The organism is Streptomyces sp. NPDC104367 (genome assembly GCF_055583825.1).
This window is the reverse complement of the sequence record NZ_JBVJND010000016.1, coordinates 172,609-186,755: the sequence shown is the minus strand read 5'-3', so window position 1 is coordinate 186,755 and position 14,147 is coordinate 172,609. Positions and strand designations below refer to the sequence as shown.

Annotated in this window: 13 protein-coding genes; 4 read left to right on the top strand and 9 right to left on the bottom strand. The window is 72.9% G+C overall.

Features of this window, described 5'->3' with window-relative positions:
- Entirely contained in the window at positions 1 to 1,230 is a 1,230-nt protein-coding gene (locus ACZ619_RS24705; protein ID WP_469602767.1) for a hypothetical protein, read from the bottom strand.
- Complete coding sequence (locus tag ACZ619_RS24700) at positions 1,227 to 2,615, bottom strand: HesA/MoeB/ThiF family protein (RefSeq protein WP_469602764.1); 1,389 nt, start codon at positions 2,613 to 2,615, stop codon at positions 1,227 to 1,229. Before ACZ619_RS24700 ends, ACZ619_RS24705 begins: the two co-directional genes overlap by 4 nt.
- Positions 2,616 to 2,858: 243 nt before the next feature.
- On the opposite strand from ACZ619_RS24700, the gene ACZ619_RS24695 reads away from it, so the two are divergent.
- Positions 2,859 to 4,199, top strand: coding sequence for a M14 family zinc carboxypeptidase (locus ACZ619_RS24695; protein ID WP_469602762.1), 1,341 nt, complete (start codon positions 2,859 to 2,861; stop codon positions 4,197 to 4,199).
- Here ACZ619_RS24695 and ACZ619_RS24690 read toward each other — a convergent pair.
- The 5 genes from ACZ619_RS24690 to ychF all read right to left on the bottom strand — a co-directional run bounded on the left by ACZ619_RS24690 (position 4,153) and on the right by ychF (position 8,734).
- Positions 4,153 to 5,748, bottom strand: a complete 1,596-nt coding sequence (locus ACZ619_RS24690; RefSeq protein WP_469602759.1) for a serine/threonine-protein kinase — start codon at positions 5,746 to 5,748, stop codon at positions 4,153 to 4,155. The genes ACZ619_RS24695 and ACZ619_RS24690 overlap by 47 nt on opposite strands.
- Positions 5,749 to 5,949: 201 nt before the next feature.
- Positions 5,950 to 6,384: a hypothetical protein gene (locus ACZ619_RS24685; RefSeq protein WP_469602758.1), complete on the bottom strand. Its 435-nt coding sequence runs from the start codon at positions 6,382 to 6,384 to the stop codon at positions 5,950 to 5,952.
- A gap of 404 nt (positions 6,385 to 6,788) precedes the next feature.
- A complete protein-coding gene (locus tag ACZ619_RS24680; RefSeq protein ID WP_469602755.1) occupies positions 6,789 to 7,202 on the bottom strand; it encodes a PIN domain-containing protein in 414 nt (137 codons plus the stop codon).
- Entirely contained in the window at positions 7,184 to 7,468 is a 285-nt protein-coding gene (locus ACZ619_RS24675) for a hypothetical protein (RefSeq protein WP_469602752.1), read from the bottom strand. The genes ACZ619_RS24680 and ACZ619_RS24675 overlap by 19 nt, the downstream gene beginning before the upstream one ends.
- A gap of 177 nt (positions 7,469 to 7,645) precedes the next feature.
- Positions 7,646 to 8,734, bottom strand: coding sequence for a redox-regulated ATPase YchF (ychF, locus tag ACZ619_RS24670; RefSeq protein ID WP_469602749.1), 1,089 nt, complete (start codon positions 8,732 to 8,734; stop codon positions 7,646 to 7,648).
- 195 nt (positions 8,735 to 8,929) lie between these two features.
- Here ychF and ACZ619_RS24665 point away from each other — a divergent pair, with 195 nt between their 5' ends.
- Positions 8,930 to 9,499 (top strand): DUF6542 domain-containing protein, encoded by a 570-nt coding sequence (locus tag ACZ619_RS24665; protein ID WP_469602746.1) that lies wholly within the window; start codon positions 8,930 to 8,932, stop codon positions 9,497 to 9,499.
- Here ACZ619_RS24665 and ppgK read toward each other — a convergent pair.
- Together ppgK and ACZ619_RS24655 are read right to left on the bottom strand one after the other, a co-directional pair.
- Complete coding sequence (ppgK, locus tag ACZ619_RS24660) at positions 9,496 to 10,245, bottom strand: polyphosphate--glucose phosphotransferase (RefSeq protein WP_469602743.1); 750 nt, start codon at positions 10,243 to 10,245, stop codon at positions 9,496 to 9,498. The genes ACZ619_RS24665 and ppgK overlap by 4 nt on opposite strands.
- A gap of 110 nt (positions 10,246 to 10,355) precedes the next feature.
- Positions 10,356 to 11,369 (bottom strand): 4-hydroxy-3-methylbut-2-enyl diphosphate reductase, encoded by a 1,014-nt coding sequence (locus ACZ619_RS24655; protein WP_469602740.1) that lies wholly within the window; start codon positions 11,367 to 11,369, stop codon positions 10,356 to 10,358.
- 105 nt (positions 11,370 to 11,474) lie between these two features.
- Here ACZ619_RS24655 and ACZ619_RS24650 point away from each other — a divergent pair, with 105 nt between their 5' ends.
- Together ACZ619_RS24650 and xseA are read left to right on the top strand one after the other, a co-directional pair.
- Positions 11,475 to 12,854 (top strand): APC family permease, encoded by a 1,380-nt coding sequence (locus tag ACZ619_RS24650; RefSeq protein ID WP_469602738.1) that lies wholly within the window; start codon positions 11,475 to 11,477, stop codon positions 12,852 to 12,854.
- A gap of 72 nt (positions 12,855 to 12,926) precedes the next feature.
- Positions 12,927 to 14,135, top strand: coding sequence for an exodeoxyribonuclease VII large subunit (gene xseA / locus ACZ619_RS24645; protein ID WP_469602736.1), 1,209 nt, complete (start codon positions 12,927 to 12,929; stop codon positions 14,133 to 14,135).
- Positions 14,136 to 14,147: the final 12 nt, after the last annotated feature.

Below are 14,147 nucleotides of genomic sequence, written 5' to 3'. Positions count from 1 at the left end.
TCAGGCCGCTCGCGCGGCGCGGCGCGCGCGGCGGCCCCGCCACCAGGTGACCAGCCACAGGACGTTGACGCCGCCCAGGGTGACCAGGACGGCCGCCGAGTCGGCGTTGCGGGCGAGGCCGTGGTCCGGGCCGAGGCCGCGGGCCGCGCGGACCAGCAGGGTGATGTCGGCGGGCAGGGTGACGGCGGCCATGAACGCCAGGCAGACGACCGTGCCGACGACGAGGACGACGCTGTAGAGGCGGACGGCCCGGCGCTCGTGCGGGGGCAGCCCGGTGCTCGGGTCGGCGCCGGCGCGCGGTGAGCGCAGGGTCCGCCGGAGCCGGTGGCGGGCGTAGGCGAGTCCGTCGCCGTACAGGTTGCGGCAGCCGGTGAGGTCCTGGAGGACGAAGTACAGGTCCGTGCGCGTGAACACCATGAGCTGGAACGGCAGCGGCATCAGGGCCAGCAGCAGGACGGCGGCGAGCACGCGGTGGGCCGTCGTGCCGGTGTCCGTCGCGGCGAGGACGAGGAGCACCGACGACGCGACGGAGAGGTTGAGCGCGATACCGGCCAGGTAGGCGGTCAGCCGGTGGCGGCGCGGGGCGAGTTCGATGCCGCTGATGTCGGTCTGCATGACGAGGAACTGGAGCCGGGTGCCCAGCCGCATACTGCCGGGCACGCCCGCGGCACGGGCGGTGACCAGGTGGGCCAGTTCATGGGCCAGCAGCAGCGTCCAGCCGGCCGCCGCGGCGGTGAGCAGGACCAGGCTGCCGTGCGGGCTCCACAGCAGGTCGCGGTAGCCGGGCAGCAGGTCGGGGCGGTGGACGAGGACGGCGACGGCGGCCAGCAGCAGGGCCGCGACGAGGACCGGGAGCGCGGGGTGCAGCGCGGGGCGGGCCCGGCGGGGGCGCAGCCGGGGCAGGGAGGCGCGCGGCGGCTCGGGGTCCGGGAGCGGGCTGTCCCCGATCCGCGCCACGAAGCCCAGCGCGGCCAGGTCCCTGACGAAGTCCGGGATGTCCAGCTCCTCGCCGGTCTCGGTGCGCAGGACCTCCGTCGTGCGGCCCACGCTCAGCCCCTCGCCCAGCAGCTCCACCGCCCGCGCGCCGGGCTCCGGCAGCGCGACGAAGGTCCGGGTGGCCATCCGGCCCACGATCCACTCGTCCCGGTCCCGCCGCATGCCCAGCTCGTGCAGCACGACACGGGTGGCGGCCCCGATCCTCGGCACGTCCTCCGCCTCAACACCGGTCACGAGGGGTCCCGCGGTTCGGGCGGTCGCTCCGTCCCGCAGGACGGACAGTCGGGACGGCGGTCCGCGCGCTGCATGACGGGGACGTCGGGGGTCATGAGGTTGAGGCCGAAGCGGCATCCTGGGGTGACCGGCGGGATGCCGCACAGCAGCGTGATCGCGGCGTGGGCCAGCAGGCTGCCGGAGAGGCCGGCGGTGACGGCGTTGACCGGGTTCCAGGGCATGCGGGGCGAGGCGGTCTCCTCGTCCTGGCCGGGCGCGAGCCGCAGGTCACGGCGCTCGACCTCGGCGTCCCGCAGGCACTGCCAGCACGCGCCCCGGCCGGGCGCGAACACCCCGACACTCACCAGCGGCCCCCGGTACCCGGCCTCGGCCCACGGCGTCCCGGACGCGAGACAGACCTGGTTGGCCCACCGCCGGATGACAGCGGGCCGATCAGCGGCCAACAACAACAGGTCGTAGCCGGGGCGGGGACGGGGGGCGGGGGCGGGGGCGGAGCTGGCGCCGTCGGAGCTGCCGCCATCGGGGCCGCTGCCGTGGCCGAGGGCGTTACCGAGGGTGCTGCCGTGGCCGGCGCCGATGGTGCTGCCGGCGCCGGGGGCCCTGTCACGGCCGGCGCGGCTGTCGCTACCGCTACCGCTACCGCTACCGATGCCAGTGCCAGTGCCCATGTCGGTCTCGGGGGTGGTGTCGCCGCCGTTGTCGCCGGCCGGGGCGGCGGTCAGCAGGTCTTCGAGGTCGGTCGGGCCGTGTATCTCGCGGCGTTCGCCGGTGACGGTGGTGTGTGGGTTCAGGGCGCGCAGGGCCGTCAGCGCGGCGTCGATCTTGGGTGTGCCGAGGTCGGCCTCGCGGAAGAGGGTCTGCCGGTTGAGGTTGGAGAGTTCGACGACGTCCGGTTCGACGCAGTGCAGGTGCCCGACCCCGGAGGCCACCAGGTCGCGCGCGGCGGCCCCGCCGGTGCCGCCGACGCCGACCAGCAGGACCCGGGCCCGGCGCAGCAGCAGCTGCGGCTCCCAGGGGCTCTCCCTGGGCCGCAGGTCCATCCAGCGCAGCAGGGTCATGCCCCTGCCGTAGCGCTCGCGCTCCCGCTCGGACAGCTCCGCCGGCGGCTCGGCGCCGGCGTCCTCGACGAACCCGGCCGCGGCCAGGTCGGCCATCGCCTGGCGGATGTCCGGGCCGGTCAGCCCGGTCCCGGGGTGCCGGCGGGACACCTCGGCGACGACGTCCCCGGGGCTCCGCGTGCCGTCCATGGCCTCGACGAGCGTCCACACCCAGCCGTCGGGATCCTTGACCTCCGCGCCGATGCCGTGCACAACGCTCCCGATCCGCACATGGCCGTCGACGGTCCGGTAGGCCCGGTGTTCCGGCTTGATCCGAGGCCGCCGCATCGCGGGCAACGTCATCTTCGCGCCAATCTCGTGAGTCCCAACTACCCATGGAACAACGGACATTGACAAGACTTGTCGGCCCGGCGAACTCTGGCAAGGGCACCAGGAGCACATCGAGTACGGCAGGCCACGGTCACCGACGGGAGGACAGGGCATGGCGAACAAGATCGAGATCCGGCCGCTGGACAAGAAGGAGACCACCGGCGACAGCGGCGGCAACGGCGGCGGCTGATCGGCGCGCGCATGACGGACCGTCACCCCACGGTCGGGGAAGTCGCCGACTCGGCGCGGCGGTTGGTCTCCGGGTTCCCCGGGGCCGGCCGGCTGCGCCGGATCGGTACGTCCCGCGCGGGCCGCCCGGTCGAGATGCTGTCCGTGGGACACGGACCGCGCCACGTCCTGGTGGTGGCCCGGCCGCACCCGGACGAACCGGTCGGCGGCGCGACCGCGCTCGCGCTCGCGGAGCGGGTGGCGCGCGGCGGCCGGCCGGCCACGGCGACCGACCCCGCCCTCGTCACCTGGGACATCGTGCTGTGCCTCGACCCGGACGGCGCCGCGCTGAGCGAGGGCCTCGAAGCGGCGACGGCGGACCCCGGCCGCACCCTGGCGGCCTACTACCGCGCGGCCTACCGCCCGGTCGCCGCCGAACAGCCTGAGTGGGCGCCGATCGAGTCGCGGCAACTCCCCGAGAGCCAGGCGCTGTTCGACGTCATCGACGAGCTGCGGCCGTTCCTCCAGTGCTCCCTGCACGGGATCGAGGCGGGGGGCGGCTGGGTCCAGTTGACCCAGGACCTCCCCGAACTCGCCGTGCCCTTCGGCGCGTCCGCCGCGGAACTCGGCGTCCCGGTGCAACGGGGCACCTTCGACGCCCTGTACTGGGAGAACCCCGGCCCCGGTGTCTACGTCCTGCCCCCGCCCGGCAGCACCGCGCGGCTGGCGGCCGGGTCCGAGAACATCGGGGTCTCCACCTGGTGCGCCCCCGCGCGGTACGGCGGCACGACGGCGATCGTCGAAGTGCCCATGTGGGCCACCGACCTGGCCGACGACCCGTCTCCGCACCCGGCGCCCGCCGCCGCCCTGCGCGACCTGGCCGAGCTGGTGCGGGACGGCGGACGACAGGTGACCGCCGTACTCGGCAAGGCCCGCGCCTTCCTGCCGCCGGCCCGGGACGACGCGCGCCGACGCGTCCTGGAATGGATGGCCGACGGCCTCTACGACCTGGTCGCCGACTCCTGGACCCCGCTCGTCCGGCAGGCGTCCGACGCCGGCGCGCAGCGCCTGACGACGGCCCAGGTCTGCGCCCTGGACATCGTGGCCCGCCGGCAGCCGCTGCGCGCCGCGGGCCTTCTGCTACGGCTGCTGGAGGCGGCGGACGACGGCTCCGCCCGCGGCCTCCACACCGACCTGGACGGCCTCTTCACCGCCTGGTGCGGGGACTTCGAACAGGCCCTGCGACTGCGCCGGGTGCCCGTCCGCGACCAGGTGGAACTCCAGTGCCGTACGGTCGTGCACGCCGCCGAGAGCGCGCTGGCCGGGGTCAGTTCTCCGTCCCCGCCGCCCAGAGCACGGAGTCGCCGGACTTGATCAGCATGTTCCCGTCGGCCTGGAACACCAGGAGCGCTCCCGGGTTGCCGTCGGTCTGCGAGGCCCACAGGGGCTGGTCGCCGCTGTTGTAGACGACCAGGTTGCCGTCCGCCTGGAAACGGGCGGAGTTGCCCTCGCCGCCGGTCATCGTGGCCCAGCGCGCCTTGTGGTCCTGGTCGTAGATCACCAGGTTGCCGTCCTCCTGCATGATCAGCGTCCTGGCGCCGGCCGTCACGGAGTCCCCCGTGGCCAGCTCGAAGACGGCCCGCACGACCTTGACCGGGGTGCTCGCCTCCTGGGACTCCTCGGGCTGCTGCGACTGATCCGGCTGCTGCGACTCCTGGGGCGAGGCGGACGCCGAGCCGCTCGCGGTCGCCGAGGCGGCCGAGTCCGACGGCCGTACCCGCGCGGACTCCGAGGTCTCGGCCCCGGCCGCGGTAGCGCCCGTACCGAAGTGGAGGGCGGCCGCCGCCGCGACCGCGACGACGGCCACGACCGCGGCGACGACCGCGGCCACCGGCCAGGCGCGCCTCTGCGGCCCGCCGGCCGGGCCGGAGGTGGTGGGTGCGTGGGCGGGCGCGGGCATCAGCGCCGTCGGGAACGGTTCCTGTCCGGCGGCGACCGTCTCGGCGGCGTGCGCGAGGTCGACCACGGTGCGTGCCGCGTGCTCGGCCTCGGTCACGCTTCCGGTGAGGGCCGCCGGGCACTCCTCGGGCCAGCTCCCGATCCGGCCACCGAGCTGCGCGAGCCGTCCGGCCAGTTCGGCCGCGGTCGGGCGGGCGGCGGGGTCCTTGGCCAGGCACGCGGTGAGCAGCGGCACCAACGACGCGTCGACGCCCGCGAGATCGGGTTCCTCGTGGACCACCCGGTACAGCAGCGTGGCCGCGGGGATCTCCTCCCCCGCGCGCGAGAAGGGGCCGCGCCCGGTCGAGGCGTAGACCAGCAGGGCGGCCAGCGAGAAGACGTCCGCGGGGGCCGCGGCGACGCCTCCGAGGGCCTGGTCCGGGGCGAGGAATCCGGGGGAGCCCACGGAGACGCCGATCCGGGTGTGCCTGCTGTCGTCGGTGGCCCGCGCGACACCGAAGTCGATCAGCCGCGGGCGGTCGCGGGCCAGCAGGACGTTCCCGGGCTTGAGGTCCCGGTGCGCGAGGCCCGCCTGGTGCACCGCCTGCACGGCGCCGCACAGTTCGGCGGCGAGGGAGAGCAGCGCGGTCCGCGGCAGCGGGCCGTGGGCGGCGACCCATTCACCGAGCGACGGCGCGGGCACGTACTCGGTGGCCAGCCACTGCGGGCGCTGGTCCGGGGCACTGTAGTCCACGAGGGTCACGGTCCACGGGGACCGGACGCGGTCGCTGTTGCGTATCTCGCGGGCGAACCGCTCCTCGAACCCCGGTTCGGAGCTGAGGTCGTCGCGGATCGTCTTGAGCGCGAGCAGCCGGCCGGAGGCCGTGCGGGACAGGAACACCTGCCCCATGCCGCCCGCGCCGAGCCGGCCGAGCAGCGGATAGCCGCCGATGGACGTCGGGTCCGAAGGCTGGAGGTTGTTCATGACGGGTGTTCCTCGGAGGTGTTCGGCGGCTCGGATGACACGACGGTTCTGCGGTCCCACCGCGGCCCGCCGGTGCCACGAACACCGTTTCTATCAGCGCCGACCGACAACACACAGGTACGCAAGGGCAGTTGAGCGGGCCGAGTCCCCCGGCGAAGGGACCGTAGCACAAAGTGAGCGTTCGCTCTCTTTTCCCGCGGGTCAGCCGAGCGCGTCCAGCGCCGCCCCGGCCGCCCTTCTGGAACCCGGTGCGTCCAGGGGGTGTTCGGTGGCCACGAGCGAGGCGTACCCGATCATCGCGGCAAGCAGAAACTCCGCGAGATCACTCGCCCCCACCGCCGTGTCCGCGGGTTCGGCGTGCCCGTCGGCGATGCGTGCGGCCAGGTGGTCGCGCAGTGCGGAGTGCCCGGTGCGGATCGTGTCGGCGAGGGCCGGTGCCCCGGCGCCCTCCGCGAAGATCTGGGTGACCAGCCGGGCGTGCGCGCGGCCCTCGGGTCCGGCGGAGACGTGGTCCAGCAGCCGGGAAGACCATCTCCGCCGCGGGCTCCCCGGCGTCGAACTCGCCGTCGACGGTGCCGTCGCGGCCCTCGACCACGGCGACGACCAGGTCCTCCTTGCTTCACCATCACCGCCCAAGGCGAGAGTGTCGGATTCCTCGTCATTCAAGAACAAGACCGCAGCGAACACGTCCCCACGGACAAGGAGCTCACCAACGCCGTCGCAGCAGTACGCGACCACGCCACATCACTGCCGCCGGGGAGGAGCGGACCGAGATCGAGGCGTGGCTCGCGTTCGCGGACGCTCACCTCCAACACCTCACCGAATCGGTCTCAGCGCCGAAACTGCCCACGCCGCCGAAGCCCAGCGGCGACGGCCTCAAGCCCTTCCTCGGCCACTGGAGCCCCTACGGGCCCCGCCCCTGCCGAGCCGCAAAATAGCGGCGAATCGCCGATTACCAAAACCGGTGATCCGCCGAATACCGGTAGCTCCACCGCCACGCACTGACCAACGGTCGAAAGGCAGAAAGCGGGGAGGGGAGATCACACCGCCACGAGCCGGACCCGATCGCCGCACAGCTTGGCCATGTCGTCAATATCGGAAGTCAGCATGACCACGGGGCGGTGCTGTCGTAGCGCGCCCTCGGCGACGGCCGCATCGATCGCGCACTTGTGTCCGTGCAGCCCGGCATTCATCAGCAACTTCGAGGCCGCCCTCGCCTCCTCGTCACCGACCGGGACGACCCGCAGCCCGGAAAGCACCCAGTTCAGGCGGGACTTGTTCGAACGGGCGTGGACCGCTTCGATGATGGTGAGCGCACTGATCACGACCTCCATGCCGCGCGAGCGCGCCTCAGCGGTCAGAGCCACCACCTGCTCGTCGTCGGCGAGCAGCTTCGAGAGTCCCTCGCTGTCGAGGACCAGCGTCCCCTCGTGACTCAGCCTGCGGCGGGCCATTCGGCCTCCTCGGCGAACACCTCGTCGAAGACCTGCCGCGCCCGCTGACGAGCCGGCTCGGAGACCGGCCCCTTGCGGCTCTCGTAGTCCGCCAGGTACTCGTCCAGGACCTGCCCGCGCAGCTCACGCTCGACCGCCTCGGCGATGAACGCGGAGAACTCCCGCTTGCCCACCCGAGCCCGGATCGCCGCCGCGGTCCCCTCCGGCAACGACAGACTCACCCGCGTCGCCGGGCCTTCGCCGATGCTGTACGTCGTCTCACCCATACCTCGATTGTGTCAAACGAGTAGGAAAAGTGCCACGGCCCAAAACCCAGCACGGGCTTCTCATCCCATCCCAGCGCCATCCCAGCACGGGAAAAAACCAAGGGCCCGACCCCGAAGAGTCGGACCCTCTCTGACCTGCATGTTTGGCAGGTCAGCGACGTGGTGGTAGGTCAGCGGCTACACGTTGAAGCGGAACTCCACCACGTCGCCGTCCTGCATGATGTAGTCCTTGCCCTCCATGCGGGCCTTGCCCTTGGCTCGGGCCTCGGGGACCGAGCCGGTTTCGACGAGGTCGGCGAAGGAGATGACCTCGGCCTTGATGAAGCCCTTCTGGAAGTCGGTGTGGATGACACCGGCCGCCTCGGGGGCCGTGGCGCCCTTCTTGATGGTCCAGGCGCGGGATTCCTTGGGGCCGGCCGTGAGGTAGGTCTGCAGGCCCAGGGTGTCGAAGCCGACGCGGGCGAGGGTGGCGAGGCCGGGCTCCTCGGCGCCGACGGACTCCAGCAGCTCCAGAGCGTCCTCCTCGTCCAGCTCGGCGAGGTCCTGCTCCAGCTTGGCGTTGAGGAAGATCGCCTCGGCGGGGGCGACCAGGGCGCGCTGCTCGGCCTTGAAGGCGTCGTCGGTCAGCTCGTCCTCGTCGACGTTGAAGACGTAGAGGAACGGCTTGGTGGTGAGCAGGTGCAGGTCGTGCAGGAGCTCGGCGCGCTCCGAGCCCTGGAGGATGCCCTGCGAGAACAGGGTGTCGCCCTTCTCCAGGATCTCCTTGGCCTCCTCGACGGCCTTGACCTTGGGCGCCACGTCCTTCTTGATGCGCGACTCCTTCTGGAGGCGCGGCAGGACCTTCTCGATGGTCTGGAGGTCGGCGAGGATCAGCTCGGTGTTGATCGTCTCGATGTCGTCCTTCGGCGAGACCTTGCCGTCGACGTGGACCACGTTCTCGTCCTTGAAGGCACGGATGACCTGGCAGATCGCGTCGGACTCACGGATGTTCGCGAGGAACTTGTTGCCCAGGCCCTCGCCCTCGGAGGCACCCCGCACGATGCCCGCGATGTCGACGAAGTCGACCGTGGCCGGGAGGATCCGCTCCGACTTGAAGATCGACGCCAGCTGGGCCAGCCGCGGGTCGGGAACGCCGACCACACCCACGTTGGGCTCGATCGTGGCGAACGGGTAGTTGGCCGCCAGCACGTCGTTCTTGGTCAGGGCGTTGAACAGGGTCGACTTGCCGACGTTGGGCAGGCCGACGATTCCGATCGTGAGCGACACGTTGCGACTTCCCGTAGTGAGTGGGTGGGTGAGCCAGAGGCTGCCAGTGCCGGCGGGCCGGCCGATCCACCAGTTTACGGGGTTCGGGCCCCGCCCCGGCGGCCGCGTCGAACACCTGGACAAGCTCTGCTCTTCGGCTTGGTTTCGGCGTGTCTGGGCCGCGATTGGGCACATTAACCGACCTAAGTTGGTCCGGTGGAGCAACACAGGACCCGACCCCGACAGCACGGACAGCGCCCCGGCGACTCCCGTGCGCCCCTGCCGCCGCAGGCGAGACGCCGGCCGGCGACGGCCGAGCGCCGCCCCGCCCCGGGACGGTCGCGCCCGCAGCCGGCGGCGGGGCCGGGGCGGCTGCCGAACCCCCGGCTCACCGGGCTGGGCGGCGCCCTCTTCTGCGGGGCGGCGATGATCCTGCTCGGCCTGCTGGACGACCTGCTGTTCGGAGAGTCGCTGACCGTGTACGGGGTGCTGTTCCTGCCGGTCGCGGTCCTCACCGCGCTGTGGGTGCGCGGGGGCGACCTGCTGACCGCCCCCGTGGTCGTCCCGATCTCCTTCGCCGTCGGCCTGCTGACCGTCGCCGACGGCGGCGGCGGCTTCCTGGGCGGTGTGATGGGCCTGTTCACGGCCCTGTCCACGCAGGCCGGCTGGCTCTACGGCGGCACGCTGGCCGCCGGGGTGATCGTCCTCGTCCGCCGGGCCCGGCTGGTCAGGAGCCGGCGCCGCACCTGGACCGAGGACGCGCCGGACCCGGCCCGGCGCCGCTAGGAGGCGTGGTGGGACGCGCGCATCGCCGCGCCCACGATGCCCGCGTTGTTCTGGAGCTGCGCCGGCACGATCTCGGCCTTGATGCCCTCGATGTACGGCAGGAACTTCTCGGCCTTGCGGCTCACCCCGCCGCCGATGATGAACAGGTTCGGGGAGAACAGCATCTCGACGTGCGCGAGGTACTTGGTGACCCGGCGGGCCCAGTGCTCCCAGCTCAGGTCGTTGTCCTCCTTGGCCTTGCTGGAGGCCTTCTTCTCGGCGTCGTGGCCGTCGAGCTCCAGGTGGCCCAGCTCGGTGTTGGGGACCAGCTCGCCGTCGACGAACAGGGCGCTGCCGATGCCGGTGCCGAAGGTGAGCAGGAGGACGACGCCCTTGCGGTCCCGGCCGGCGCCGAACTCCATCTCGGCCACGCCGGCCGCGTCCGCATCGTTCACCACGGTCACCGGGAGGCCGCCGAGGCGCTCGCTGAACAGCGTGCGGGCGTCGGTGTCGATCCAGCTCTTGTCGACGTTCGCCGCCGTGCGGATGTGGGTGCCGTCGGTGATCACGCCCGGGAAGGTGAGGCCGACCGGGCCGGTCCACCCGAAGTGGTCCACGACCTGCTTGACCCCGTCGGCCACGCCGTCGGGCGTCGCCGGATGCGGGGTGAGCACCTTGCACCGCTCCTGGGCGAGATCGCCCTTGTCCAGGTCCACCGGGGCGCCCTTGATCCCGGAACCGCCGATGTCCACACCGAAGATCTGCATGGCTACACGTTACGGCGTACGACTGACAGTCACGACGCGGGGCGGCGTACGGCGGTGGGCGCGGGGCTCACCGCCGTACGCCCCGGGACTCGGCCCTGGGCGCCCGGGGCTCAGCCCTGCGTGCCGGAGCCGCCGCGCTCGGCGACCAGGGCGGCCGCCTCCTCGCGCAGGTCCCGGCGGAGCTCCTTGGGCAGCGAGAAGGTGATGGACTCCTCGGCCGCCTTGACGATCTCGACGTCGCCGTAGCCGCGCTCGGCGAGCCACTCCAGGACCTCCTCGACGAGGACCTCCGGGACGGAGGCGCCGGAGGTGACGCCGACCGTGGTCACGCCCTCCAGCCAGGCCTCGTCGATCTCGGCGGCGAAGTCGACCAGGTAGGAGGCGCGCGAGCCGGCCAGCTTGGCGACCTCGACGAGCCGCTTGGAGTTGGAGGAGTTGCGCGAGCCGACCACGATGACCAGCTCGGCCTCGGCGCCCATCTGCTTCACGGCCAGCTGGCGGTTCTGCGTGGCGTAGCAGATGTCGTCGCTGGGCGGCGAGATGAGCTGCGGGAACTTCTCCTTGAGGGCGTCGACGGTCTCCATCGTCTCGTCCACGCTCAGGGTCGTCTGGGAGAGCCAGACGACCTTGGACTCGTCGCGGACCTCGACCTTGGCGACGTCGGCGGGGCCGTCGACCAGCTGGATGTGGTCGGGGGCCTCGCCGGAGGTGCCGATGACCTCCTCGTGGCCCTCGTGGCCGATCAGGAGGATGTCGTAGTCGTCGCCCGCGAAGCGGACGGCTTCCTTGTGGACCTTGGTGACCAGCGGGCAGGTCGCGTCGATGGTGGCGAGCCGGCCGCGCTCGGCCTCCTGGTGGACGACGGGGGCGACGCCGTGCGCGGAGAACATCACGATGTTGCCCGGCGGGACCTCCTCGGTCCGCTCGACGAAGATCGCGCCCTTCTTCTCCAGGGTCTGCACGACGTACTTGTTGTGGACGATCTCGTGCCGGACGTAGATCGGGGCCCCGTACTGCTCCAGGGCCTTCTCGACGGCGATCACGGCGCGGTCCACACCCGCGCAGTAGCCACGGGGGGCGGCGAGCAGGACACGGCGGCCAGGCGAAGCAGTCATGGCACCCATCGTAAGGCCGCGTTCGGGGGGTCAGAGATCGCGGCCGGGTGACGGTCCCGGGGAGACTGGCGGAAGACCGGAGGAGTGTGCGACACGGCGCCACGGGAGGCACGCATGTCCGAGACCGGAACGGCGACCGCGCAGCCGCCCGGGGCCGACGAGGGGCACCGGCTGCGGCGCAGTCTGGGCTTCCGGGACCTGGTGGTGTACGGCCTGCTGTTCATCGCCCCGATGGCGCCGGTCGGCGTCTTCGGCACGCTGGACGCCAAGTCGCACGGGGCGGTGGCCCTGGTCTACGTCGTCGCCACGGTGGCGATGGCGTGCACCGCGTTCAGCTACGCGCAGATGGTCCGGGTGGTCCCGCTGGCGGGGTCGGTGTTCGCCTACGCGCGCGTGGCGCTGGGGAAGGACGTGGGGTTCGTCGCGGGCTGGATGGCGATGCTGGACTACCTGCTGATCCCGGCCGTGGCCTACCTGTTCTCGGGCATCGCGATGAACGCGCTGGTGCCGGAGGTCTCGCGGTGGGTGTGGACGGCGCTCGCCGTGGTCGTGACGACCCTGCTGAACCTCTGGGGGGTGCGGGCGGCCGCCCTGGTCGGCTTCCTGGTGCTGGCCCTGGAGATCGTGGTGCTGCTGGTCTTCATGGTGTCGGCGGTCGTCGTGCTGGCGCGGGACGGGGCGCAGCGCGGGCTGTGGTCGCCGCTGTCCGGGGACGGCACCCAGGGCGCGTTCGCGCTGTCCGCGGTCCTCGGGGCGGTGTCGGTGGCCGTGCTCTCCTACCTGGGCTTCGACGCGATCGCCACGTTCGCGGAGGAGGTCACCGGCGGGTCGGAGAAGGTCGCGCGGGCGCTGCTGTTCTGTCTGGCGGTGGCCGGTGTGCTGTTCGTGGCCCAGACGTACCTGGTGGCGCTGCTGGAGCCGACGACGTCCGCGCGGCTGGCCGCCGATCCCGCGCTCCAGGGGGCCGCGTTCTACGACGCGGTCGACGTGTCGGTGGGGGCGTGGCTGCACGATCTGGTGGCCGCGAGCAAGGCGATCGGCGCGGCCTTCGCGGCGCTGGCCGGGCAGGCGGCGGCCGGGCGGCTGCTGTTCGCGATGGGGCGGGAGCGGCGGCTGCCGCGCGCGCTGTCCCGGACCGACGGCGGGGTGCCGCGGGTGGCGGTGCTGTGCGCGGCGGTGATCACGCTGGTGGCGGCGGTGTGGGCGGCGCGGCGGGGCGACGGCATGGACAAGCTGGTCTCGGTGGTCGACATCGGGGCCCTCACGGCGTTCACGCTGCTGCACGCGAGCGTGGTGAGCTGGTTCGCGGTACGCCGGGAAGGCGGCCCGGTGAGCTGGTGGCGGCATCTGGCGGTACCGGTGGCGGGCGCGGCGATCACGATCGCGGTGATCGCGGAGGCGTCGGCGGCGGCACAGGTGGTGGGCACGGTGTGGCTGGCGGTGGGACTGGCGGTACTGCTGGCACAACACGGCCGAACGAGCTCCGCCGGCTAGCGGCGCCGGGGGCGTCGGGGGCTGGGTGTCGGGGTGGGCCGGGTTGTCGGTGGGGGCCACTACGCTCGCGGCATGGCTTTGAACACGTCTGCCGAGGCGCCCGTCCCCGTGGGTGAGATCTCGCGGCTCATCGGCGGGTGGATCGACCGGCTCGGGGCCGTGTGGGTCGAGGGGCAGATCACCCAGCTGTCGCGGCGGCCCGGGGCGGGGGTCGTGTTCCTGACCCTGCGGGACCCGTCGCACGACATCTCGATCGCCGTCACCTGCTACCGGCAGGTGTTCGACGCCGTGGCCGACGTGGTCGGGGAGGGTGCCCGGGTCGTCGTCCACGCGAAGCCGGAGTGGTACGCGCCGCGCGGGCAGCTGTCGTTGCGGGCGGCCGAGATAAGGCCGGTCGGGGTCGGGGAGCTGCTGGCGCGGCTGGAGGCGCTCAAGAAGTCGCTGGCCGCGGAGGGGCTGTTCGCGGCCGGGCGGAAGAAGCCGCTGCCGTTCCTGCCGCAGCTGATCGGGCTGGTGTGCGGGCGGGCCTCGGCCGCCGAGCGGGACGTGCTGGAGAACGCCCGGCACCGGTGGCCCGCGGTGCGGTTCGAGGTGCGGAACGTGCCGGTGCAGGGGGTGCACGCCGTACCGCAGGTGGTGCAGGCGGTGAAGGAGCTGGACGCGGTCGCCGAGGTGGACGTGATCATCGTCGCGCGCGGCGGCGGCAGCGTGGAGGACCTGCTGCCGTTCTCCGACGAGCAGCTGGTGCGGGCCGTCGCCGAGTGCCGTACGCCCGTCGTGTCCGCGATCGGGCACGAGCCGGACACCCCGCTGCTCGACCTCGTCGCCGACCTGCGCGCCTCCACCCCGACGGACGCCGCCAAGAAGGTCGTACCGGACGTGGGCGAGGAGCTGGACCGGGTGCGGATGCTGCGGGACCGGGCCCGGCGGTGTGCCGACGGTCTGGTGGCGCGGGAGGAGCGGGGGCTGGCGCAGGCTCTGGCGCGGCCGGTCATGGAGGATCCGCACCGGATGGTCGACGAGCGGGCGGACCACGTCGCCTCGCTGACCGACCGTGCGCGGCGCACCCTCGGGCATCTGCTGGACCGCGCCGACTCCGAGCTGACGCACACGCACGCGCGCGTGGTCGCCCTCTCCCCCGCCGCCACGCTGCGGCGCGGGTACGCCGTGCTGCAGAAGGACGACGGGCACGTGGTGCGGGACCCGGGGGACGTCGGGCCGGGCGAGGCGCTGCGGGCGCGGGTCGCCGAGGGCGAGTTCACGGTGCGGGTGGACGGCTGACGGCCGCCGCCG